Below are 22,537 nucleotides of genomic sequence, written 5' to 3'. Positions count from 1 at the left end.
GCCTTTCCGTCCCCGAACACACCACGACAAGCAAGGGAAGCTCATGAGCGACCACCTGACCCCCGGCCACCGCCTCCTGCTGGAGTTCGTTGACCTGCCGCAGCTCATCGAGGGCGTGCCGGGCGACGCCGACCTGATCAACGCCGGCCTCAACTCGGGTGACCTGATCCGGCTGGCCCTTGCCCTGGAGGAGCGCACCGGAACCCCGCTCGACGACGACGAGCTGGGCGCGCTGCACACCCTGGACGGCATCAACCAGGTGCTCGTCTCCCGCGAGGCGGCCGAGCTGACCGACGCCGCCGAGACCGCCCCGGCCGCCGCGACCGCCAGCGGGGAGGCCCGCTGATGTGGATGGCGCACTTCGTCAAGCGCAACCGGCTGCTGCGCCCTGACAACCTCGCCCTGGCCGACCCGAACCGCCGGCTGACCTGGCGCGAGTTCGACGAGCGCACGGACGCGCTGGCCACCGCGCTGCTGGACCGTGGCGTCGAGAAGGGCCAGCGGATCGCGGTCAGCGCCCGCAGCCGGGTCGAGGTCCTTGAGCTGTACGTCGCGGGTGGCAAGGCGGGCGTCGTGGTCTGCCCGATCAACCCGTCGTTCCCCGCGCCCGAGGTCGAGCACATCGTCCGCAACGTGGAGCCGGTGGGCGTCTTCTCCGAGCAGCAGATCTTCGACCGGCTCGGGGACGCGTTCGGCGACGGCTGGCGCATCTCGATCGGCTCCGAGGAGTACGAGGAGATGACGACCAGCAAGGCGCGCGAGCTGCCGCTGCCCCGGCAGGACGACATCTTCGCGATCCTGCACACCAGCGCCACCACCGGGCACGCCAAGGGCGTCGCGGTCACCCACCGCTCGGTCTCCGCCTGCTACACGGCGATGGCGGCCGAGGTCGGCTTCTCCGCCGACGACGTGATGGTCAACCCCTGCCCGCTGTTCCACGGCAGCGTTGTCATCGGCCTGGCGCTGTTCGCCGCCGGCGGCGCGCTGGTCCTGGAGCCGGAGTTCACGCCGCAGCGCTGGCTGGCCGACGTCGCCGAGTTCAAGGCGACCAAGACCTTCCTGGTGCCGTCGATGGCCCGCTTCGTGCTGCGCACCAAGGCGTTCGCGGGCGCCGACCTGTCCAGCCTGAAGGACATCATGTTCGGCGGCGCCCCGATGCCGCAGGAGCTGCTGCGCGAGTGCCTGGAGAAGTTCCCGGCCCCGATGCGCAGCATCTACGGCATCACCGAGGGCGGCGGCCCGATCGCCACCCACCTCTTCCGCCGGGGCGAGTGGCCGTTCGACGCCGAGGGCACCGTGCTGCCCACCGCCGGCCGCATGCTGCCCGGCTACCACATCGAGGTGCAGGACGACTCGGGCAACGTGGTGCCCACCGGCGACGTCGGCGAGATCTGCGTCCGTGGCGACGGCATGATGCTGCTGTACTGGCGCAACACGGAGGCCACCGCCAAGACCGTACGGGACGGCTGGCTGCGCACCGGCGACGTCGGCTACGCCGACGAGGACGGCTTCCTCTACCTCGTGGACCGGCGCAACGACGTGCTCATCCGTGGCGGCCAGAACGTCTACCCCGCCGAGATCGAGCGGGTCCTCGCCACCCAGCCCGGCGTCCTGGACGTGGCCGTGGTCGGCGCGCCCAACGACGAGTGGGGCGAGGTGCCGGTGGCGTTCGTCGCGGCCGGCGACGAGCCGCCCACCGTGGCCGCGCTGATCGGCGCCTGCGCCCGCGAGCTGGCCAGCTACAAGCGGCCGACCGCTGTCCACTTCGTGGACGAGATCCCGCGCAACGGCGCCGGCAAGCTGCTGCGCCGGGTGCTGCGGGACCGACTGGCCGCCGAGGCGAAGGAGGCCGAGGCGAGGAAGTCCGAGGCGAAGGCAGCCGAGGCGGCGAAGGCCGCCGAGCCGGCCGCGGCCGAGCGCGACGACAAGGCCACCGCCGGCACGGGCGGGGGCACCACCGGCTCCGGCGCCTGACCCGGGGCGCGACGGGCGGGGCACCGGGGTGCGGCCCGGCGCCCCGCCACCGGCGCCCTATGGCCGTACGCGGCGGCCAACCCGCCCAGGCGAGCGGCCCCGCACCCACCCCCCCACCCCCACCGCACGCCCGCACCACCACCCGCGGCACGGACCCGTACTCGTACCCGTACCGCCACTCACGGCACGCACACGCGCCGCCGCACGCACACGCACGCACACACGCACCGCCACACGCACACGCACGCACCGCCACACGCACCAGCGCACGCACGCACCACCACACGCACCGACGTACGCAGCCATGGAGGGGAACGGTGGGGATGACCTCGACGGACACGACGGGGACGGCCCAGGAAGCGCGAGCGGAGACGGGTCGCTGGACCACTCCATCCGGGGTCGAGGTGGTCCGTACGACGGAGCACGCCGGCAGCGCCGCGGCGGCCCGCGCCCAGTTGGAGGCGGCGCTCGACGAGCGCCGTGGCATGGTCCTCTTCCGGGGCCGGGACCGGATCATCGGCTACGTGGACCCACCGCTTGAGGTGGCCGCGCGCGGCGACCGGCTGGCGGTGACCGCCCTCAACGAGCGCGGCCGGGTGCTGCTGCCGACCCTGCGCGCCCTGCTGGCCGACCTGCCCGGCACGGTCCGCGCCGACGGGGACACGCTGCACGTCCACGGCGGCACGCCGCACGGTGTCTTCGCCGAGGAGGACCGCACCCGGCACGTGGGCGTCTTCGCCGCGATCCGGGCGCTGGTCGCGGGCCTGGCCGTGCCGGACGACGAACTGCTCGGCCTGTTCGGCGCGTTCGGCTACGACCTGATCTTCCAGGTCGACCCGATGGACGCCCGCCAGGAGCGGAACCCGCACGACCGGGACATGGTCCTCCACCTGCCCGACACGCTGTACGACCTGGACCTGCGCGGCGACACGGCGGTGCGCTTCCGGTACGACTTCCACACCCGGGCCGCCAGCACCCAGTGGCTGCCCACCGAGACGCCCAGCCAGCCGTTCGTGCCCGGCCGGCCGTCGCGCGGCCGGCGCGACCACCGGGTGGGGGAGTACGCGCGGGTGGTGGAGGCGGCGATGCCGCTGTTCCGCTCCGGCGACCTGTTCGAGGCCGTGCCCAGCCAGACGTTCCAGCACGCCTGCTCCCAGACCCCGGCCCAGCTCTTCCGCCGCCTGTACGAGCGCAACCCCGCGCCGCACAGCCTGCTGATGAACCTGGGCGACGGCGAGTACCTGGTGGGCGCGTCGCCGGAGATGTTCGTCCGGGTCAGCCGCGGCATCGACGCCGACACCGACCGCTTCCTGGTCGAGTCCGCACCGATCAGCGGCACCGCCCAACGCGGGACCAACGCCCTGGAGGACGCCGAGCGCATCCGCGAACTCCTCAACTCGGCCAAGGACGAGCACGAGTTGACGATGTGCACGGACGTGGACCGCAACGACAAGTCGCGGGTCTGCGTGCCCGGCACGGTCACCGTCACCGCCCGGCGCAGCATCGAGATGTACTCCACGCTCATCCACACCGTGGACCACGTACAGGGCGAGCTGCGCCCCGAGTTCGACGCCCTGGACGCCTTCCTCGCCCACTTGTGGGCGGTCACCGTGACCGGCGCGCCCAAGCTGGCGGCCGTCGAGTTCATCGAGCGGCACGAGCGCTCGCCGCGCCGCTGGTACGGCGGCGCCGTCGGCCGGATCGGCTTCGACGGCTGCCTGGACACCGTGTTGACGCTGCGCACCATCCAGGTCAGGGACGGCGTGGGCACCGTACGAGCCGGGGCGACGCTCCTGTACGACTCGGACCCGGTGGCCGAGGAGCAGGAGACCGAGCTGAAGGCCAAGGCCCTCCTGGAGATCCTCGCGGGCGACACGCCGCCGCCGGCCCGCGCCGAGGTGCGCGAGCGGCCGGGCGAGGGCCGCGACGTCCTGCTCGTGGACCACCGCGACTCGTTCGTACACTGCCTGGCCGGCTACTTCCGGGAGACCGGCGCCGCCGTGGAGACCTACCGCAGCGGCGGCCACCTGCATCTCATCGAGGAGCGCCGGCCCGACCTGGTGGTCCTCTCGCCCGGACCCGGCACGCCCACCGACTTCAAGGTCTCCGCGACGCTGGCCGAGGCCGAGCGGCTCGGCATCCCGGTCTTCGGCGTCTGCCTCGGCCTCCAGGGCATCGTGGAGTACCTGGGCGGCGACCTGGCCACGCTGCCCGCGCCCGTCCACGGCAAGCCCTCCCGGGTGCGCCGCACCACCGTCGAGTCGGGCCTGCTCACCGGCCTGCCCGAGACGTTCGACGTCGGCCGCTACCACTCGCTGTACGCCGACCCCGGCCGGGTGCCGGAGGGACTGCGGGTGACGGCCGTGACGGCCGACGGCACCGTCGCGATGGCGGTGGAGGCACCCGAACGCGGGCTGGCCGCCGTCCAGTTCCACCCCGAGTCGATCATGTCGGGCGAGGGGCGCACCGGCCACCAGGTGGTCGCCAACGCGGTCACCCACCTGACCAGAACCGCCCGATGACCGTGGACGCCCGCGTCGCCGAACTGTTCGGCGCCGCCACCGGCCCGGGCAGCACGTTCCGGCCCCGCGCCGGCGCGCCCGCGCGCGGCCTGGGCCGGGGCCTCGGCCTCGGACGGGGCCGGGGCCCCGGACTGAGTCGGGCCCCCCGGGGCGGCGCCGTCGGCCGCGGCGTCGGGGCCGGCGCGGTGGCCGGCACCCGCGCCGGCGGCGGCGCGGTGACGGTGGCGCACGCGACCGTCGGCGAACTGCCCTTCACCGGGCTGCCCCCCGCCGTGCGCGCCGCCCTGCCGGAGTACGCCGCGCCGCGTCGGCGCGGCACCTACGCGGCCGGCCGGCTCGCCGCGGCCCGCGCCACCGCCGCGCTCACCGGGGCGCCGCACTGGCCGCTGCCGGGCGAGCGCGGCGCCCCGGGTTGGCCGGCCGGCGTGCGCGGTTCCCTCACCCACACGGATGAGCTGGCGCTGTGCGCGGTCACGGCCGCGGACGGCCTGGCCGTCGGGCTCGACATGGAGCCGCTGGCGTCGGCGGATGGCCTGTACGCGGCCCGCCGCTACGCCGCCACGCCCGCCGAACTCGACCGCGCGCGGGCCGACGCCCGCCCCGAACTCGCGGTGCTGCGGCTGTTCTGCGCGAAGGAGGCGCTCTACAAGGCGCTGCCCGCGCCCCGGCAGGAGGGCCTGGCGTTCCGCTCCGTCACGCTGGAGTGGCCCGAACCGGACCCGTCGGCCGCCGACGAGCCGGTGCTGCTGTCCGTCAGCCCCACCGCGCCCGCCCCGGCCGCGCTCCGCGGCGCCACGGCCCGATGTCGCGTCATCGGCGACCACATGGTGGCGGCCGTGACCCTGACAGCGCCACGGCCCGCATACGCTCCGGAGTACGCGTACGCGTACGAGTACGAGACGGATGCCCGGCACGCGGCGGACGCCCCGTACCCGGCGGACGCCGAGCGCGCGCCCGGAGCCACCGCCCCCTGACAGCACGTCCCGGCACCACGGCCCGGCACCCCGCCGGGCCGCTGACCCCGACTCCGCAGTCCGAACTCCCCACACTCCGCACACCCGCACTTCCCACCCTGGCCCAGGGCCCCCGCACCACGGGCCGTGGGTCCGGGGCTCCGGGCCCGGCACGCCGCCCGGAGCCCACCGCACCGGATGCCGCCGTACCCCCTCCGCCGTCCCACCAGCCAGCCACCAACGATCGCCCCGCGACACCTGTCCGTACCCCGGCCACCCCCACGTGGTCGACGTGACCGACGACAGTGCCACGAAGCGTCCAGGAAGGAGCGCGGCGGGTCGCACGGCCCGTCGCATACGACACCCCATGAACACACAGACGGCCGACACCTTGCCCACGCTGCCCGCGGCGGCCCCGCGGCCACACTGGCGCTCGCTGCCCGCGGCGCAGCAGCCCGACTGGCCGGACCCCGAGGCGCTGCGCGCGACCCTGAGCGAGCTGGAGTCCTACCCGCCGCTGGTCTTCGCCGGCGAGTGCGACCAACTCCGCGACAAGCTGGCCGCCGTGGCCCGCGGTGAGGCGTTCCTGCTCCAGGGCGGCGACTGCGCGGAGTCCTTCGCCGCGGTGGGCGCCGACCAGATCCGCAACAAGCTCAAGACGCTGCTCCAGATGGGGGCGGTGCTCACCTACGCCGGCTCGGTGCCCGTGGTGAAGGTCGGCCGCATCGCCGGCCAGTACAGCAAGCCGCGCTCCAAGCCCACCGAGACCCGCGACGGCGTCACCCTGCCCGCCTACCGGGGCGACTCCGTCAACGGCTTCGAGTTCACCGAGGAGTCCCGCCGACCCGACCCGGAGCGCCTCAAGCGCATGTACCAGGCGTCGGCCGCCACGCTCAACCTGGTGCGCTCCTTCACCGGCGGCGGCTACGCCGACCTGCGCCAGGTCCACGCCTGGAACCAGGACTTCGTCAAGACCTCGCGCTCCGGGCAGCGGTACGAGGCGGTGGCCCGCGAGATCGACCGCGCCCTGAACTTCATGCACGCCTGCGGCGCGGACCCGGCACAGATGCACTCGGCCGAGGTGTACGCCTCGCACGAGGCGCTCATCCTCGACTACGAGGCGGCCCTCACCCGCACGGACGAGCGCACCGGCCAGCCGTACGACCTCTCCGGCCACATGGTCTGGATCGGCGAGCGCACCCGCCAACTCGAGGGCGCGCACGTCGAGTTCTGCTCCCGCATCCGCAACCCGATCGGCGTCAAGATCGGCCCGAAGGCCACCGCCGACGAGGTTCTCGCGCTCATCGACCGCCTGGACGAGGACCGCGAGCCGGGCCGGCTCACGTTCATCGTCCGCATGGGCGCGGGCCACGTGCGCGACCGGCTGCCGTCGCTGGTCGAGAAGGTCACCGCGTCCGGCGCCCAGGTCGGTTGGGTGTGTGACCCGATGCACGGCAACACGTTCGAGGCGCCCAGCGGCCACAAGACCCGCCGCTTCGACGACGTCCTGGACGAGGTCAAGGGCTTCTTCGAGGTCCACCAGGGCCTTGGCACCCACGCCGGCGGCATCCACGTCGAGCTGACCGGCGACGACGTCACCGAGTGCGTGGGCGGCGAGGTCTACGCGGACGACCTCCGCCAGCGCTACGAGACGTTCTGCGACCCCCGCCTGAACCGCAGCCAGTCGCTTGACCTGGCGTTCCTGGTGGCCGAGACCTACCTGGACCGCTGAGCCACCCCGCCCCCACCCGGGCCCCGGCCACCCCCTCCGCACCCGGGGCCCGGCCGGCCCGGCCCCTCGGACGGGGGGCCGGGCCGGCGCGGTGGGGCCGACCCTCGTGCGGGGGCGTTGACGCGGGCCCACCTGGACTCGCGGGCCAGGCGACGGGGAGGCACGGTGGGTCACCGCACGGGTAGCGGCGAGGTTCTCGACGCCCCGGACCTCTGGGACGACTCGCCGTACGCCCTACGCGACTACGTCGAGGACACGCCGCCCACGCCGGAGCTGATCGCCGAACTCGAAGTCGAGCTGGGCGGCTACCGGCTGCCCCGCTCGGCCCGAGCGCCCTCGCTCAACACCGCAACTCGCCCCACACCCGCTTGCCCCAGGGCAGCGGATCGGTCCCCCACCGCCACGCCAACGCCTGCACCACGGCGATGCCGCGCCCGCTCTCATCCCGCGCGTCCGCGCTGCGCGCGACGGGCAGCCGCTTGGACTTGTCCACGACGGCGACACGGATGTGGCTGGTGCTGGGGCGGGTGATGGTGACGCGGATGGCGTGCGAGCCGGTGTGCGTGACGGAGTTGGCGACGAGCTCGGAGGCGATGGTGGCGGCGTCATCGGTGAGGTGTTCCAGGTCCCAGGTGGCCAACGCGGCCCGCACCAACGCCCGCGCGTGTGCCGCGCTCTCGGGGAGGCGGGTCAGGGTCGTGGTGTAGCCGGGATGCCCGGTGTGGTGGGCCGTGGTGTGCGCGTGCATGGGGGCCTCGTGAGGGTGAGTCGGGGTGCGCGGGGCCCGCTCGTAGGGGGTCATCAGGCGGGCCCCGCCTCCTGGTAGCCGCCGGCTGGTCGCTGGCCGTCGGCTGTCACCAGTGAACGGCCGAGCGGCGGAGCGGACCACGGCGAAGTCGACGCATTCATGCGGCGCACACACCGCATCGACTACTGTGAGCTGCGATTACGTCACGGACAGGAGGCTGGCTGTGAAGGTCAGGCGAGACCGGTTCGCGCGCCAGAGGCGGGCGTGTGGCTACAGTCAGGAGTCCCTGGCCGACGCGCTCGGTGTGGATCGCACCTCCATCGGTAGATGGGAACGTGGAGAGAACGACCCTCGCCCTTTCCTCTTGCCCAGACTGGCGAGCCTGCTCAAGGTGACGCTTCTGGAGTTAGACGCACTACTGCAACGGAATGCGATCACGGAGACGCTGGTAGTGCAGACAAAGGGCGGTGACCTTGACGACGTGATACGCCGCGATTTCCTCCAGATGGTGACCATGGCCACGACGCTTTCCGATGTGAACCCTCTCGGGAAGGCGTCTGGTGGTAGACGCATGTATCAGTCGATGAATGACCACTTGTGGCGGCTGTACGCACGAGCGCAGTCAAGAAGCTCCCTTTTCCCACTCGTTCACGCTCAGATTGAGGAGCTCACATCCGCGCTGGACGGCGCTGGTTCTGACATCGTGCGCCGCCAACTGTGCGGCGACGCTGCCGAACTGTTTCAGCTAGCTGGTGAAGTTCTCTTCGACTGCGGCAGATACACCGATGCGGCGCATTGCTACACGCTCGCCGCCAGTGCCGCGAGGGAGGTTGACCACCCAGACCTCTGGGCGTGCGCACTCACTCGGTACGCCTTCATCAGGTTGTACGGGGACCATGACTCCGGCAGGGCTGTGCAACTTCTCGACCAGGCCGCGGCTCTTGCTCAACGTGGCGACAGCAACTTGTCCACGCGCTACTGGGTGGCTGCCGTGCAGGCAGAAGCCTATGCCGCGGCAGGAGATGTGGACTCCTGCAAGCGCGCCCTGGACCGAGCCACGGAGGTGCGTACGTTGAATGGCGCCTCACGCAACGGGGGTTGGCTGCGCTTCGACGGCTCCCGGTTGGCCGAGCAGCGTGGTACGTGCTACGTCCGGCTCCGACGTTTCGACCTGGCGGAGTCCGCGCTCAGTGAAGTCTTGCGGGAAAAGCTTTCGACTCGACGTCAGAGTAGTGTGCTGGCGGATCTCGCCATGGTGGGTGCACAGCGACGCGATGTCGACCAGGTAGTGGACTGTGCTCGACAGGCGCTCACGCTCGCCCAACGCAATGCGTCGAGCTACACGGCGTGCCGGCTACGCACTCTCAAACCGACCCTCACGCCTTTCCTGGCTGATCCGCGGGTCCGCGATCTCAACGCCCGTATCGACGAACTGCACACCACCGCTCCACAGAGCCGAGGGGGAGCCTCATGACCACCGAAGCTGGCAGGGTCTTTCGCCAGGCGTGGATCGCTGGCGTAATCCGGCACTACCCAGGCGAGCCGAAGCCCGGTTACATCGCTGCCTGGGACGACACCCCGGAGTGGGAACGCGCTGCCGCCGGGGCCGTGTTCGAGCAGGTGCGCCACTTCATCGAGATCAGTGGCGGCGCGACGCGCAGGCTCACCCGCGAACAGCGGGGCCGCTACGTCGCCACGTGCTGGATCGCCCAGATCTACCACCGCATGGAGAATCCCAAGCCGGGATACGTCGCGGACTACGCCGACCTGCCAGCCTGGCAGCGGGAAACCGACGCCGACATCTTCGACGCCATCGAGGAGCACATGAGCGGTTAGCCTGCCGCGGCCATGCCGTCGGTGGCGCGCGGCGCTCCGCTGAACTTGTTCCATGTCGGGCCCTTTCCGGCCCTGGTCCTCACCGGTGGCAGAGAAAGAGGCGATCCGCGTCTCAGCCGGGCCAGCCACTGTCACACGCGGCCAGCCGCCGTCCCCGCCCCGCCGGCCACGGGGCGACCCCGGCCGCGCCCCCGCCGAAATTGCGTGCCAGATTTTCGGCGGCGGGTGTCAAGACGGGAGCGGTGGCTCCGACCAACCGGTCGAAGGGCCCCCGCCGGGGGCCGCGCACCACGAGGAGTACGCGATGCAGTTCGTGATCAGCATGTACATCAACCCGGCCGTGCTGGACGCGCTGACCGACGCGGAGAAGGCGGCGATCGGCGAGGGACACGGAGAGTTCATCGAGGCGCTGAAGCGGTCCGGCGAGTTGATCACCACGCAGGCCCTCGTCGACCCGTCCCAGGCCGCCGTGGTGAGCGTGCGCGACGGCCAGCCGGTGGTCACCGACGGCCCGTTCCTGGAGGCCAAGGAGCACCTGGGCGGCTTCTACCTGGTCGACTGCGAGGACAGGGACCGGGCGATCGAGCTGGCCGCGCGGATTCCGGACGCCGCGATCGAGGGCCTGGGCATCGAGGTGCGGCAGGTGATGTTCGCTGACGGACCATTGGAGGCATGACCACACTCGTCGTGGAGGACCTGCTGCGCGCGCTGACGCCGCGGGTCCTCACCACGTTGGTACGGCGGTATGGGCAGTTCGAGGACTGTGAGGACGCGGTGCAGGAGGCGGTCATCGCCGCCGCCGTGCAGTGGCCGACCGAGGGCGTGCCGGACAACCCCCGCGGCTGGCTGGTGACGGTCGCCTCCCGCCGGCTCATCGACCGGATACGCAGCGACCACGCCCGCCGTGAACGGGAGGCCGCGCTGGCCAACGAGGTCGCGCCCGCCGAGCCGCCGGACACCGACGACACGCTGGTCCTGTTGTTCCTGTGCTGCCATCCGACGCTGACCCCCGCCTCCCAGACGGCGCTGACCCTGCGCGCGGTCGGCGGCCTGACCACCGCCGAGATCGCCCGCGCGTTCCTGGTGCCGGAGGCCACGATGGGGGCCAGGATCAGCCGGGCCAAGCAGCGGATCAGGGCGGCCGGCAGCTCGTTCGCCCTGCCGCGCGGTGCGGAGCTTCGGGAGCGGCTGCGGGTCGTCCTGCACGTTCTGTACCTGATCTTCAACGAGGGGTACACCGCCTCCTCCGGCAGCAGGCTCCACCGCCCCGACCTCGCGCACGAGGCGATCCGGCTGACCCGGATGGCGCACGCGCGGCTACCCGAGGACGGCGAGGTGACCGGGCTGCTCGCGCTGATGCTGCTGACCCACGCCCGCCGCGACGCCCGCACCACGGCGGCCGGCGACCTGGTGCCGCTGGACGAGCAGGACCGTACGGTGTGGGACCGCGCGCTGATCGACGAGGGCACCGCACTGGTCAAGGCGGCGCTGGCCGGTCCGGCGCTTGGCCCGTACGCGTTGCAGGCCGCCATCGCCGCCACGCACGCCGACGCGGCCACGGCCAAGGAGACCGACTGGGCACAGGTGCACGCCCTCTACCTGATCCTGGAACGCGTCGCGCCCAACCCGATGGTCACCCTCAACCGGGCGATCGCGCTCGCCGAGACCGAGGGCCCGGCGGCCGGCCTGTCCCTGCTCGCCACCCTGGACGGCGACGACCGGATGGCCGGGCACCACCGACTGCTCTCCGTACGGGCCCACCTGCTGGAGCGGACCGGCGACACGGCCGGCGCGTACGCGCACTACCGACGCGCCGCGAAGGCCACCGCCAGCCTCGCCGAACAGCGCTACCTGGAGCTTCGGGCCAGCCGGGTGAGGCCGCCGAGGGGGCATCGGGATGAGGTGTCGTGAAGGGGCGTCAGGCTGCGGGCGCGCCGTCGCGACGTGCCGGACCGTTCAGGCCCGCCACCGGGGGCCGGCCGTGCTCCCCGCTCCGGCAGCGTCGCGTTAGCAAAGCGTGAGCGCTCGCTGGCAGCCTCGGCGTGCAAGGGGGCCGGCCCTCGGGAGGGGCCGGCCGATGCTCGCGTACGGGTGCGCCTCCGGTGGTGCGCCGGCGCACCACCGGAGGAAGCGAACAGGTATGAAGCTCAGGAGAACGAAGGCCGTACTCGTCACCGCTGCGGCCGTGGCCGGCCTGGCCGTGGCGGCGTCGCCCGCGCAGGCGGACGTGTGCAACGTGGGCGGTGGCCGCGTCATCTGCGAGTACGGCGTCGCCAAGTACACCTTCGACAACGGGGTCAAGCAGGAGTTCGCGATCGGCACGGACTACGCCGTGTGGACGCGCTGGACCGACACCTCCGGCAAGTGGAACTCCTGGTCCTCCATGGGCGGGGCCGCCCGCAGCGGGGTCGAGATCTGCCGCCTGCCGCACGACACGTTCTTCATCTCGGTCACCGGCACCGACGGCAAGCTGTGGGAGCGCGTGCGCTACAGCTACCCGGCGGGTGACTGGTCCGGGTGGGAGCGCGGCTCCGGCTGCAACTGACCCACACGCCGGCGCACGCCGGACGAAGCACCGCAAGGGCGCGCGCGGCCGGACCCCCGGCCGCGCGCGCCCGCGTGCCATCACGCCCTGATGGTCGCCGCGCCGACCACCGGTACCGGCGAGGTGGTCAGCACCCCGGTCAGACTGCTCCGTCAAAAAATCCGCGCCAGGCTGTCACACGCGGCTGTCGCGATCCGTCAGGTCGGTGAAGGCAACAAGCCAGCACCGAAGGAGACGACGATGAACGCACGCTTGATCACGGCAGAGGTTCCGATGGCCCCGCGGATGACCGAGGACCCCTCGGAGCTGGTCCCCGAGCTGGCGGAGGTGTCGGCGGCGCTGTTCAAGGTCGTCGGCAACGGCTCGGTCCCGCGCTCCACGATCAGCCTGGTGCATCTCCGCGCGGGTCAGATCGTGGGCAGCAGCTATCTGACCGTTCTGCACACGGGTTTCCTGCGCAAGGCGGGGGTGTCGGAGGAGCGGATCACGTCGGTGGCGTCCTGGCAGGACTCGCCGTACTTCTCCGCCGCCGAGCGGGCCGCGCTGGCCCTCGTGGAGGCCGTGCTCCGGCCGGCCGCGGCGGGCGAGCGGGTCCCGGACGAGCTGTACGCGCAGGTGGCCGAGTACTACGAGCCCAAGGCGCTGGCCACCCTGATGTTCGCGATCGGCCAGGTCAGCTTCTTCATCTCGGTCGCGCTGGTCGCCAAGCCGGTCCCCGGCCGGTCCTTCACCGACCCCTGGAAGTGAGGCCACCCGGGCGGGGCCCGAGCCGGGGCCCGAGCCGGGCACGGCTCGGGCCGGGCTCGGCCCCGCCCGCTCCGTACGCGAGGCCATGGGCCTACCGGAGGTTGTGCACGTCCGCGAGGTCATGGGCGTACGCGAGGCCATGGGCGTACGCGTACGCGCGGCCGTACGCGCCCACGACCGCCGGCGCGCCCCCGCCCACCGCACGGGCTCGGCCCCGCCCACCGCACGGGGCCGCCCCCGCACACGCGAAGGGCGGTCACGCCGCAGCGTGACCGCCCCTCCGCCCGGGGCGCTTAGCCCGCCACGCTGATCTGCGGTTCGCCGGAGGCGACGCCGGCCTTCTCCATCTCTTCGGCGATCTTCATGGCCTCGTCGATCAGGGTCTCCACGATCTTCGACTCCGGCACGGTCTTGATGACCTCACCCTTCACGAAGATCTGCCCCTTCCCGTTCCCCGAAGCCACACCCAGATCCGCCTCACGCGCCTCACCAGGACCATTGACCACACACCCCATCACCGCCACCCGCAGCGGCACCTCCATCCCCTCAAGCCCAGCCGTCACCTCATCAGCCAGCTTGTACACATCCACCTGCGCCCGCCCACACGACGGACACGACACGATCTCCAACCGACGCGGCTTCAAGTTCAACGACTCCAGAATCTGGAGACCGACCTTGACCTCCTCCGCCGGCGGCGCCGACAACGACACCCGGATCGTGTCCCCGATCCCCTCCGCCAACAACGCACCAAACGCCACAGCCGACTTGATCGTCCCCTGGAACGCCGGACCCGCCTCCGTCACACCCAGATGCAACGGATAGTCACACCGCGCCGCCAACTGGCGGTAGGCGTTGACCATCACCACCGGGTCGTTGTGCTTCACCGAGATCTTGATGTCCCGAAACCCGTGCTCCTCGAACAACGAGCACTCCCACAACGCCGACTCCACCAACGCCTCCGGCGTGGCCTTGCCGTACTTCGCCAACAACCGCTTGTCCAACGACCCCGCGTTGACCCCGATCCGAATCGGCACCCCCGCATCCGAGGCCGCCTTCGCGATCTCCTTCACCTTGTCATCGAACTGCCGGATGTTCCCCGGATTCACCCGCACCGCCGCACACCCGGCATCAATCGCCGCGAACACGTACTTCGGCTGGAAGTGAATATCAGCGATCACCGGGATCTGCGACTTCTTCGCGATCGCCGGCAACGCCTCCGCGTCATCCTGCGACGGACACGCCACCCGCACGATCTGGCAACCCGACGCCGTCAACTCCGCGATCTGCTGCAACGTCGCGTTCACATCCGCGGTCAACGTCGTCGTCATCGACTGCACGGACACCGGGGCATCACCCCCGACAGGCACCGAGCCCACCTGGATCTGGCGGCTCACCCTACGGTCAGCAAGCTTGGTCGGAACGGACGGCAGGCCAAGGGATACAGCGGTCATGAGACATCCTGAAGATGGTGGGCGCCGGCCGCGGCCAGCGATTCGTGGACTGTCTGGGCGATGTTGTCGGCGGTCAGGCCGGCCTCGTCCAGCAACTCGTTCCTACTGCCATGCTCGAAGAACTTCTGGGTCAGGGCGAACTCGCGTACCGGGGTCGTCACCCGGGCGTCGCGGAGGGCTTGGGTGATGGCGGAGCCGACGCCGCCGACGCGGCCGTTGTCCTCCACCGTGGCCACCAGCTCGTGCTCGGCCGCCAACCCCACCAACGCCGAGTTCACCGGCTTCACCCACCGCGGGTCGACCACCGTCACCCCCACCCCACGCTCCGCCAACAACGCCGCCGCCTCCAACGACACCTGGGCCATCGCCCCCACCGACACCAACAACACCCGCGACACACCCCGCGCCCGCGTCAGCACATCCAACCCACCCACCGACGCCACCGGCTCGATGTCCGCACCCACCGCACCCTTGGGATAACGCACCACCGTCGGCGCGTCCTCCACCTCCACCGCCTCCCGCAACAACGCCCGCAACCGCGCCCCGTCCCGCGGCGCCGCCACCCGCAACCCCGGCACCACCTGCAAGATCGACATGTCCCACATGCCGTTGTGCGACGGCCCGTCGTTGCCCGTCGCACCCGCGCGGTCCAACGCGAACGTCACCCCACACCCATGCAGGGCGACGTCCATCAGCACCTGGTCGAAGGCCCGGTTCAGGAACGTCGCGTAGACGGCCACCACCGGGTGCACCCCGCCAAGGGCCAGCCCGGCGGCCGACGTCACCGCGTGCTGCTCCGCGATCCCGACGTCGAAGACCCGCTTCGGGTACGCCTTGGCGAACGCCTCCAGCCCCACCGGTTGCAGCATCGCGGCCGTGATGCCGACGATGTCCTCCCGCTCACCACCGAGCCTGACCATCTCCTCCGAGAACACCGACGTCCACGAAGGACCGGACGGCTTCTTCTTGGCGGAGACCGCGCCGATGGCGTGGAACTGGTCCAGCTCGTGCTGTTCGGCCGGGGCGTGGCCCTTGCCCTTCTGGGTGATGCAGTGCACGATCACCGGTCCGCCGAAGGTGCGGGCCCGGCGCAGCGCCGACTCGACCTGCGCGGTGTCGTGGCCGTCGACCGGGCCGACGTACTTGAGGCCGAGATCCTCGAAGAGGCCCTGCGGGGCGACGACGTCCTTGAGGCCCTTCTTGGCTCCGTGCAGGGTGTCGAGCAGCGGGCCGCCGATGACGGGCGTGCCGCGCAGCCGGTCCTTGCCCCACTCCAGGAAGCGCTCGTAACCCTGGGTGGTGCGCAGCGTCGTCAGGTGCTCGGCGAGGCCGCCGCGGGTGGGCGCGTAGGAGCGGCCGTTGTCGTTGACGACGATGACCAGCGGCAGGTCCTTGGTGGCGGAGATGTTGTTGAGCGCCTCCCAGGCCATGCCGCCGGTGAGCGCCCCGTCCCCGATGATCGCGACCACGTGCCGGTCGGTCAGCCCGCGCAGTTGGTGCGCCTTGGCGAAGCCGTCCGCGTAGGAGAGGGCGGTCGAGGCGTGCGAGTTCTCGATGATGTCGTGGTCGGACTCCTCCTGCGAGGGGTAGCCGGAGAGGCCGCCGCGGCTGCGCAGTCGCTCGAAGTCCTTGCGGCCGGTGAGCAGTTTGTGCACGTACGCCTGGTGGCCGGTGTCCCAGAGCAGCCGGTCGCGGGGCGAGTCGAAGACCCGGTGCAGGGCGATGGTCAGCTCGACCACGCCCAGGTTGGGCCCGAGGTGGCCGCCGGTCCTGGACACGGCCTCCACCAGGAACTCCCTGATCTCGCTGGCCAGGGCGGGCAGCTGGTGCGCGGCGAGGCCGCGGACGTCCGCGGGGCCGCTGATCCGGTCGAGGAGCGGCGTGCCGCTTGCCCCGGTCTGCGAGCGAGAACTCAAAATGCACCTCCATTACTGGCGCGTGGGCGACGCTGCCCGCGCGAAATTCCGTGGAACGGCGACCACGGTCAGGGAGTTCGTCGAGGCTGAGGAGGAGAGGGTACGGTGAGACCCTGGTGCGGCGCCCACGCTACGGCCGGCGGGGGACGTATGCGTATGGCAATTGATTGCCTGTGGCGCCACTCAGCGCGCACTGAATTGCTATGGCCAGCAGGTTCCTGTACTTCCTAGCGTGACAATCCCTTGGAATCTGGACGAGCGGCCGTGGCCGCGACGGAACCCAGAAGGTGCGCGCCGCCAGGTCGGCCATGGGAGAGAGCCCCCGCATCTTCGAACGGGGGGACACTTCTGATGGCGGTAGACACCACTAATCCGGTACGGCGGAGCGGGCGTTTTAACGCCTACGTCAAACTGGGTAAGTTCGCTTTTTTCGACTATGACCTGTGCGTGCTGATCGTCTGGTGCGCGCTGCCGGGCCCGCTGCTGTGGGAGGCGTCGACGGGGGCGACCCTGCTGTTCTTCCTCATAGGCCAGGTGGCGATCTTCGCCGCGACGGTCACCTTCGACGACCTGACCGGGCTGCGCGACGGCAGCGACGCCGAGAACTACACGCCCGAGACCGGGCAACTCCGTGACCTGGCCCGCAAGCCCCTGCTGTCCGGCGCCCTCACGGTGCGCCAGGCCCAGGTCTTCGGCTGGGGCTCGGTCCTGGTGGGCGCCGCCTGCTGGGCCGCCGCGGCGGCGGTCGCGCCGCACAAGCCCGGGTGGCTCCTGGTGCTGCTGCTGGTGGTCGCCGCCAGCGCGGTGCAGTACTCGTACGGCCTCAAGCTCAGCTACCGCGGCGGCCAGGAGGTGCTGATGATCGGCACCACCGGCATGGTGGTGCTGATGCCCTACGCGCTGCTGACCGGTGAGGTCAGTGGGTTGATCGTGTTGGAGACCATTCTGTTCGGCGCGTGGGCGCTCCAGGTCGCCGCGTACTCGAACATGAACGACCTGGAGGGGGACCGCAAGGTCGGCCGGGTCAACGTGGCCACCATGACCAGCGCGGCCGGCTACCACGCCTTCCTCGTCGCGGTCGCCTCGATCGGTCTGGTCTCCACGGTCGTGGCCATCGCCGTGGACGCCGTGCCCGTGTGGTTCCTGTTGCTGCTCGCGCCGGTCTTCGTGCTGCGCGGGGCGCAGTTGCGCGCCGGCGTGGTGCGCGGCAACCCGCTGGCTGCCCGCATGCTGGGCATTCAGATCCACCGGCTGGGCGCGGTGCTGCTATGTGTAGGCAATCTGCTGTACGTCCACGCGGGCTGAACCGCGCGGCGCGCGGCGGAGTGCTCGCGCCGTCGGCGCGCGGGCCGGGCCCAGGACGGGGCCGGCCCGCGCGCCGACGCACCCCGCCGTGGGGGCGCGGCGGCCGTGTGGTCGGCGTTCACAAAGGCCGCCTGACCTGCGCGGCAATTGTTCGTGACAGGAGTCTGCTATATCGCTCACACACGTCGGAGACCAAGAATTGAGAGCGTCAGGCTTTTCAAGTCGTGCGCTACCCGTTCGATGTCCTCGATGCCTGCAGGGAGCAGTCGATGCCTTCGGTAAGTGACACCACGCTCACATCCCCGCAGCAGCGGCGGAAGCGAATCATCATGGCCGAGCCGCGAGGATTCTGCGCCGGCGTGGAACGCGCGATCGGCATGGTGGAGAAGGCCCTGGAACTGTATGGGGCCCCCGTTTACGTACGTAAGCAGATCGTGCACAACCAGCATGTCGTAAGTGAACTCGAGAAGCAGGGCGCGATTTTCGTCGATTCCGAAGACGAGGTTCCGGAAGGCTCGATCTGTGTGTTTTCCGCGCACGGCGTGTCGCCGGCGGTCCGCGGAAACGCGGTCGACCGTGAACTCAAGGTGATCGACGCGACCTGCCCGCTGGTGTCCAAGGTCCACCAGGCGGCCATCCGCTCGTCGGGCGCCGGCAACAAGATCCTGCTGATCGGCCACGCCAACCACGAGGAGGTCGAGGGCACGGTCGGCGAGGCGCCCGAGGACACGATCGTGGTGGAGACCGTGGAGGACGCGCGGCGCCTGGAGTTCGAGCCCGGCACCAACCTGTCCTACCTCACCCAGACCACGCTCTCGCTGGACGAGACCAAGGACATCATCGACGAGCTGACCCGCCGCTTCCCCGACATCAAGGGCCCCGGCAGCGACGACATCTGCTACGCGAGCCAGAACCGGCAGAACGCGGTCAAGGACATCGCGGCCCAGTCCGACCTGGTCCTCGTCGTCGGCTCCGACAACTCCAGCAACTCGGTGCGCATGGTCGAGGTCGCCATCCGCCAGGGCACCCGGTCCTACCTGGTCAACGACGTCTCCAAGCTGGACGAGCGGTGGCTTGAGGGCGTGGAATCCGTGGGCGTCACCGCCGGGGCCAGCGCCCCCGAGGTGCTGGTGCAGGAACTGGTGACACGCCTGACGGAGTTGGGCTACGGGGACATCGGCAGCGTGACCACGACCACCGAGGACGTGGTGTTCTCGATCCCCGGCAGTCTGTTCGCACACGCCGGCACCAAGCCCGCGCGGTAGGACGCCGCCAGGTCGCCGTACCGCCCGACGAACCCACCCCGTTCGCCCCGTTAGCAGGGAGACGCCGTGACCGGAACCGTGTCGAAGACCCCCGTGGCCACGGCCGATGACCCGACCGCAGAGCGCGCCGAACTGGGGCGGCTGCTGGGCGGGGTGCAGGGCCGGCTGGAGGACCTGCTCGCCGCCGAGCGCCGCGAGTGGCACGCCGCCAACCCCGACTCGGTCGCCCTGGTGGACGCCATCGCCGAGGTGGTCTTCAGCGGCGGCAAGCGGCTGCGGCCCGCCTTCTGCGCGGCCGGCTACCTGGCCGCCGGCGGCGACCCGGCCGCGCCCGAGGTCGTGGACGTGGCCGCGGCCCTGGAGGCGCTGCACACCTTCGCGCTGCTGCACGACGACGTGATGGACGCGTCCGAGCTGCGTCGCAACAAGCCCACCGCGCACGTGGCCCATGCCGAACTGCACCGGCGCGAGGGCTGGCGCGGCGAGCCGCGGCGCTACGGCGAGGGCGTCGCCGTGCTCGCCGGCGACCTGGCCCTGACGTACGCCAACCGGCTCGCGGCCGGGGCGCCACCGCGGGTGCGCGGCGTGTGGGGCGAGCTGTGCACGGAGCTGATGGCGGGGCAGTACCTGGACATCAGGGCAGCGGCCCGGTTCAGCCCCGACCCCGAACTGGCCCGCCACATCGCCCTGTTCAAGTCCGGCCGGTACACCATCTCGCGACCCCTGTCCCTCGGCGGGTTGCTCGCCGGTGGCAGCGAGGGGACGCTGGCCGCGTTCGAGGAGTACGGCCTCGCGGTTGGCGAGGCGTTCCAGTTCCGCGACGACCTGCTGGACGCCTTCGGCGACACCGACGCCACCGGCAAGCCCAGCCAACTCGACTTCCGCCAGCACAAGATGACGCTGCTGATGTCCTTCGCGCTGCGCGACGAGCCCGCGGTCAGCGACCTGGTCGGCGACGACCTGGCGGGCACCGACCCGGACGAGCTGTACGCGACGCTGGTCGCGACGGGCATCCGGGACCGGGTCGAGGCCGTCATCGAGGAACGCGTCAAGGTGGCCTGCGAGGCGGTACGGGCCGCGGACATCAGCCCGGAGTGGGCGGCGGAACTGTCCACCATGGCCCACCAGGCCGCCTACCGCGACCACTGAGGTCGCCGAGGCCCGAGGCCACCGAGATCGCTGAGGTCGCTTGAGCCCGACCCCCGGCTCCGACCCCCGGGCCCCGTCCCCAGCCCCCGATCGCGGAGCATGATGTCCCATGGCCACCATCGCGCTGTTCCACTCCGTGCTCGGTCTACGCCCCGTCGAACTCGGCGCCGCCGAGCGGCTTCGCCGGGCCGGGCACGAGGTCGTCGCGCCGGACCTGTACGCCGGCGCGGTGGCCACCACCCTCGACGAGGGGTTCGGGCTGCTCGACCGGGTCGGCTGGGACGCGGTGGTCGAGCGGGCGCGGCGGGCCCTGGTGGGGCTGCCGGAGGAGACGGTGCTGGCCGGCGTGTCCATGGGCACCGGCGTCGTCGGCGACCTCTGGCCCGAGCGCCCCGCCACGGCGGGCGTGCTGCTTCTGCACGCCGCCGCCGAGCTGCCCGCCGCCGCCCGCCCCGGGCTGCGGGCGCAGTTGCACGCCGCGGACCCGGACGCGTTCGCGCCGCCGGAGCGCGTGACGGCCCTGCGCCACGCGGCGCACGCGGCCGGCGTCGCGCTGGAGGTCTTCCGCTACCCGGGCGCCGGCCACTTCTACACCGACCCCGACCTCCCCGACCACGACCCCGAGGCGACCGAGCTGACCTGGCGCCGGGTGCTGGACTTCCTCGCGTCGCTGTAGCGGGCGGCGAACGGGGAGGGCGGCAGGGCGGTGAGCGGCCGGGCCGGGCCGCGCGTACGGAGGGCGCCCCGAGCCCGTAACTAGCGGAAACGCACGGGAATAGTCCATTCCTGACCAGCAATGCATCACATCGGGTGATTCGCAGCCCAAAGGTTGCCCGTGTTCTCGCACGGTTGCCAAGCTGATGCGGTCCGTTAACCCGCTGGGACCTGTTGAATCTGGAGGGGCCGTGGCCTTTGGCGAGCAGCCCGCTTATCTCCGCGTGGCCGGTGAGCTCCGGCAGAAGATCGTCACCGGTGATCTGCCGCCGCGCACCCGCCTGCCCTCGCAGGCCCGCATCCGCGAGGAGTACGGGGTCTCCGACACGGTCGCCCTGGAGGCGCGCAAGGTGCTGATGGCCGAGGGCCTGGTCGAGGGCCGCTCCGGCTCCGGCACGTACGTCCGTGAGCGCCCCGTTCCGCGCCGCCTGATCCGCACCGGGTACCGCACGGTGGCCGACTGCACACCCTTCCGCCAGGAGCAGGCCGACGAGACCGTGCCCGGCACCTGGGACGCGAGCAGCATGCAGGAGGAGGCCACCTCGGACATCGCCGCCCGGCTGCTCATCGAGCCCGGCGAGCGCGTGATGCGCACGCGCTACGTGTTCCGCGCCTTCAACGAGCCCGCCATGCTCTCCACGTCCTGGGAGCCGCTGTCCATCACGGGCCGCACACCGGTGCTGCTGCCCGAGGAGGGCCCGCTGGCCGGGCGCGGCGTGGTGGACCGGATGGCGGCCATCGACCTGGTGGTGGACAACGTCGTGGAGGAGGTCTCCGCGCGCCCCGGCCTCGCCGAGGAGACGCACGCCCTCGGCGGCGTCCCCGGCCACGCGGTTCTGGTCATCTCGCGTACGTACTACGCGGGGGGCCGGCCCGTCGAGACCGCCGACGTGGTGACCTCCGCCGACCGTTACCGCGTCGCCTACCACCTGCCGGTCCGCTGACCGGCCGTCCGCCCCGACACCCGCCGCCCCCGCGCCCCGGCACCGCCCACCACCGTCCCACCCCGCCGGCACGGCCCCGGGCCCCGCTCGCTATCGCATCGGATGTGCCGATGTGTGCCGGCTGGTCCGGGGCCGTTCGCCGCGCCCGCGCGCCCGTGGCGCGGGCTCGGGGTGGCCGGATGCGTACCTCTTGGTGAGAACCCGTATCCGCTGCGTAAGGGTCGGGCGTAGGCTCGGGCATATGCGGATCGTGGTTTCCCAGAACGAATGTCGAGGGCGTACGCCGGGGGATGACCGGCCGAGCGAGGGGGTGCGGGATGACTGACAGCGGCCCCGAGCCGACGCTGCCGTGGTTGGTCGTCCGCCAGGACGACAACGGCAACCGCTACCGCGTCGGGCGGTACGCCACCAAGACGGAGGCCGAGCAGGTGGCCGACCGCCTCCACGCGCGCGGCGCCTGCCAGCTCTACGTGGTCGAGCGCTCCACCGCGCCACGACGCACCGCCTGACCCACCCCGCACACCCGGTTCCACGGCACACCCCGTTCCACGGCACATCCCCCCGTACCGCGCGACTCCCCGAGCGCGCAGGCCAGTAACGGGACCTCACCCTCACCCTCACCCCACGCCTCACCGAGCCGCCGCCCCCTGCCGGCGACCGGGCAACCCGGCACCTCCGCGACCGGGCGACCCCGGCGACCTGGGCCCACCGGTCGCGCCGGCGCGACCCGAGGCCG

Annotated in this window: 20 protein-coding genes; 17 read left to right on the top strand and 3 right to left on the bottom strand. The window is 71.8% G+C overall.

The features are described 5' to 3' along the window. Positions 1–43: 43 nt before the first annotated feature. The 5 genes from AC3CHW_RS11150 to AC3CHW_RS11130 all read left to right on the top strand — a co-directional run bounded on the left by AC3CHW_RS11150 (position 44) and on the right by AC3CHW_RS11130 (position 7,181). Positions 44–346, top strand: coding sequence for a phosphopantetheine-binding protein (locus AC3CHW_RS11150; protein ID WP_187063494.1), 303 nt, complete (start codon positions 44–46; stop codon positions 344–346). After that, positions 346–1,974, top strand: coding sequence for a class I adenylate-forming enzyme family protein (locus AC3CHW_RS11145; RefSeq protein ID WP_488470330.1), 1,629 nt, complete (start codon positions 346–348; stop codon positions 1,972–1,974). The genes AC3CHW_RS11150 and AC3CHW_RS11145 overlap by 1 nt, the downstream gene beginning before the upstream one ends. Positions 1,975–2,297: 323 nt before the next feature. Next, entirely contained in the window at positions 2,298–4,496 is a 2,199-nt protein-coding gene (locus AC3CHW_RS11140; protein ID WP_398611675.1) for an anthranilate synthase component I, read from the top strand. Further along, positions 4,493–5,470, top strand: a complete 978-nt coding sequence (locus AC3CHW_RS11135) for a 4'-phosphopantetheinyl transferase superfamily protein (RefSeq protein WP_488470329.1) — start codon at positions 4,493–4,495, stop codon at positions 5,468–5,470. Before AC3CHW_RS11140 ends, AC3CHW_RS11135 begins: the two co-directional genes overlap by 4 nt. A gap of 346 nt (positions 5,471–5,816) precedes the next feature. Continuing rightward, positions 5,817–7,181, top strand: a complete 1,365-nt coding sequence (locus AC3CHW_RS11130; protein WP_488470328.1) for a class II 3-deoxy-7-phosphoheptulonate synthase — start codon at positions 5,817–5,819, stop codon at positions 7,179–7,181. Between the two features lie 340 nt (positions 7,182–7,521). Here the strand turns inward: AC3CHW_RS11130 and AC3CHW_RS11125 are convergent, their stop codons facing one another. After that, positions 7,522–7,929: an ATP-binding protein gene (locus AC3CHW_RS11125; protein ID WP_459251054.1), complete on the bottom strand. Its 408-nt coding sequence runs from the start codon at positions 7,927–7,929 to the stop codon at positions 7,522–7,524. Positions 7,930–8,041: 112 nt separating this feature from the next. On the opposite strand from AC3CHW_RS11125, the gene AC3CHW_RS11120 reads away from it, so the two are divergent. From AC3CHW_RS11120 to AC3CHW_RS11095, 6 genes are all read left to right on the top strand, one after another. Beyond that, positions 8,042–9,403: a helix-turn-helix transcriptional regulator gene (locus AC3CHW_RS11120; protein ID WP_488470327.1), complete on the top strand. Its 1,362-nt coding sequence runs from the start codon at positions 8,042–8,044 to the stop codon at positions 9,401–9,403. Next, a complete protein-coding gene (locus tag AC3CHW_RS11115) occupies positions 9,400–9,765 on the top strand; it encodes a hypothetical protein (protein ID WP_488470326.1) in 366 nt (121 codons plus the stop codon). The genes AC3CHW_RS11120 and AC3CHW_RS11115 overlap by 4 nt, the downstream gene beginning before the upstream one ends. A gap of 304 nt (positions 9,766–10,069) precedes the next feature. Continuing rightward, positions 10,070–10,441 (top strand): YciI family protein, encoded by a 372-nt coding sequence (locus tag AC3CHW_RS11110; protein WP_488470325.1) that lies wholly within the window; start codon positions 10,070–10,072, stop codon positions 10,439–10,441. Further along, entirely contained in the window at positions 10,438–11,676 is a 1,239-nt protein-coding gene (locus AC3CHW_RS11105) for an RNA polymerase sigma factor (protein ID WP_488470324.1), read from the top strand. Before AC3CHW_RS11110 ends, AC3CHW_RS11105 begins: the two co-directional genes overlap by 4 nt. Before the next feature lie 229 nt (positions 11,677–11,905). Then, positions 11,906–12,310, top strand: a complete 405-nt coding sequence (locus AC3CHW_RS11100) for a DUF8189 domain-containing protein (protein ID WP_398611683.1) — start codon at positions 11,906–11,908, stop codon at positions 12,308–12,310. 240 nt (positions 12,311–12,550) lie between these two features. Then, positions 12,551–13,057, top strand: coding sequence for a carboxymuconolactone decarboxylase family protein (locus AC3CHW_RS11095; RefSeq protein ID WP_488470323.1), 507 nt, complete (start codon positions 12,551–12,553; stop codon positions 13,055–13,057). A gap of 293 nt (positions 13,058–13,350) precedes the next feature. Here AC3CHW_RS11095 and ispG read toward each other — a convergent pair whose 3' ends face one another. Both ispG and dxs read right to left on the bottom strand, forming a co-directional pair. Then, entirely contained in the window at positions 13,351–14,508 is a 1,158-nt protein-coding gene (gene ispG, locus AC3CHW_RS11090; protein WP_488470322.1) for a flavodoxin-dependent (E)-4-hydroxy-3-methylbut-2-enyl-diphosphate synthase, read from the bottom strand. Further along, positions 14,505–16,424 carry a 1-deoxy-D-xylulose-5-phosphate synthase gene (gene dxs, locus AC3CHW_RS11085; RefSeq protein ID WP_488470321.1) on the bottom strand — a complete coding sequence of 640 codons (1,920 nt, stop codon included), beginning with the start codon at positions 16,422–16,424 and terminating at the stop codon, positions 14,505–14,507. The genes ispG and dxs overlap by 4 nt, the downstream gene beginning before the upstream one ends. Positions 16,425–16,775: 351 nt before the next feature. Between dxs and AC3CHW_RS11080 the strand changes: the two genes are divergently transcribed. The 6 genes from AC3CHW_RS11080 (at position 16,776) to AC3CHW_RS11055 (ending at position 22,310) form a co-directional block, all read left to right on the top strand. After that, a complete protein-coding gene (locus AC3CHW_RS11080; protein WP_459249618.1) occupies positions 16,776–17,729 on the top strand; it encodes a UbiA family prenyltransferase in 954 nt (317 codons plus the stop codon). A 269-nt stretch (positions 17,730–17,998) separates the two neighbouring features. Beyond that, complete coding sequence (locus AC3CHW_RS11075) at positions 17,999–18,994, top strand: 4-hydroxy-3-methylbut-2-enyl diphosphate reductase (RefSeq protein ID WP_359321895.1); 996 nt, start codon at positions 17,999–18,001, stop codon at positions 18,992–18,994. Positions 18,995–19,060: 66 nt separating this feature from the next. Then, entirely contained in the window at positions 19,061–20,143 is a 1,083-nt protein-coding gene (locus AC3CHW_RS11070; protein WP_398609398.1) for a polyprenyl synthetase family protein, read from the top strand. A 109-nt stretch (positions 20,144–20,252) separates the two neighbouring features. After that, on the top strand, positions 20,253–20,819 hold the full coding sequence (locus AC3CHW_RS11065) for a dienelactone hydrolase family protein (protein WP_398609397.1): 567 nt from the start codon (positions 20,253–20,255) through the stop codon (positions 20,817–20,819). A gap of 229 nt (positions 20,820–21,048) precedes the next feature. Continuing rightward, positions 21,049–21,801, top strand: coding sequence for a GntR family transcriptional regulator (locus AC3CHW_RS11060; protein ID WP_176163851.1), 753 nt, complete (start codon positions 21,049–21,051; stop codon positions 21,799–21,801). A 317-nt stretch (positions 21,802–22,118) separates the two neighbouring features. After that, positions 22,119–22,310, top strand: coding sequence for an SPOR domain-containing protein (locus AC3CHW_RS11055; protein WP_176163852.1), 192 nt, complete (start codon positions 22,119–22,121; stop codon positions 22,308–22,310). The last annotated feature ends 227 nt before the right edge of the window (positions 22,311–22,537 follow it).

The organism is Streptomyces sp. MGP-BFMKR1 (genome assembly GCF_057766585.1).
This window is presented reverse-complemented; position numbering and strand designations above follow the sequence as displayed.

Coding starts and splice junctions, on each gene's coding strand:
- AC3CHW_RS11150 (WP_187063494.1), top strand. CDS start 44: ATGAGCGACCACCTGACCCCCGGCCACCGCCTCCTGCTGGAGTTCGTT.
- AC3CHW_RS11145 (WP_488470330.1), top strand. CDS start 346: ATGTGGATGGCGCACTTCGTCAAGCGCAACCGGCTGCTGCGCCCTGAC.
- AC3CHW_RS11140 (WP_398611675.1), top strand. CDS start 2,298: ATGACCTCGACGGACACGACGGGGACGGCCCAGGAAGCGCGAGCGGAG.
- AC3CHW_RS11135 (WP_488470329.1), top strand. CDS start 4,493: ATGACCGTGGACGCCCGCGTCGCCGAACTGTTCGGCGCCGCCACCGGC.
- AC3CHW_RS11130 (WP_488470328.1), top strand. CDS start 5,817: ATGAACACACAGACGGCCGACACCTTGCCCACGCTGCCCGCGGCGGCC.
- AC3CHW_RS11125 (WP_459251054.1), bottom strand. CDS start 7,929: ATGCACGCGCACACCACGGCCCACCACACCGGGCATCCCGGCTACACC.
- AC3CHW_RS11115 (WP_488470326.1), top strand. CDS start 9,400: ATGACCACCGAAGCTGGCAGGGTCTTTCGCCAGGCGTGGATCGCTGGC.
- AC3CHW_RS11110 (WP_488470325.1), top strand. CDS start 10,070: ATGCAGTTCGTGATCAGCATGTACATCAACCCGGCCGTGCTGGACGCG.
- AC3CHW_RS11105 (WP_488470324.1), top strand. CDS start 10,438: ATGACCACACTCGTCGTGGAGGACCTGCTGCGCGCGCTGACGCCGCGG.
- AC3CHW_RS11100 (WP_398611683.1), top strand. CDS start 11,906: ATGAAGCTCAGGAGAACGAAGGCCGTACTCGTCACCGCTGCGGCCGTG.
- AC3CHW_RS11095 (WP_488470323.1), top strand. CDS start 12,551: ATGAACGCACGCTTGATCACGGCAGAGGTTCCGATGGCCCCGCGGATG.
- ispG (WP_488470322.1), bottom strand. CDS start 14,508: ATGACCGCTGTATCCCTTGGCCTGCCGTCCGTTCCGACCAAGCTTGCT.
- AC3CHW_RS11080 (WP_459249618.1), top strand. CDS start 16,776: ATGGCGGTAGACACCACTAATCCGGTACGGCGGAGCGGGCGTTTTAAC.
- AC3CHW_RS11075 (WP_359321895.1), top strand. CDS start 17,999: ATGCCTTCGGTAAGTGACACCACGCTCACATCCCCGCAGCAGCGGCGG.
- AC3CHW_RS11065 (WP_398609397.1), top strand. CDS start 20,253: ATGGCCACCATCGCGCTGTTCCACTCCGTGCTCGGTCTACGCCCCGTC.
- AC3CHW_RS11055 (WP_176163852.1), top strand. CDS start 22,119: ATGACTGACAGCGGCCCCGAGCCGACGCTGCCGTGGTTGGTCGTCCGC.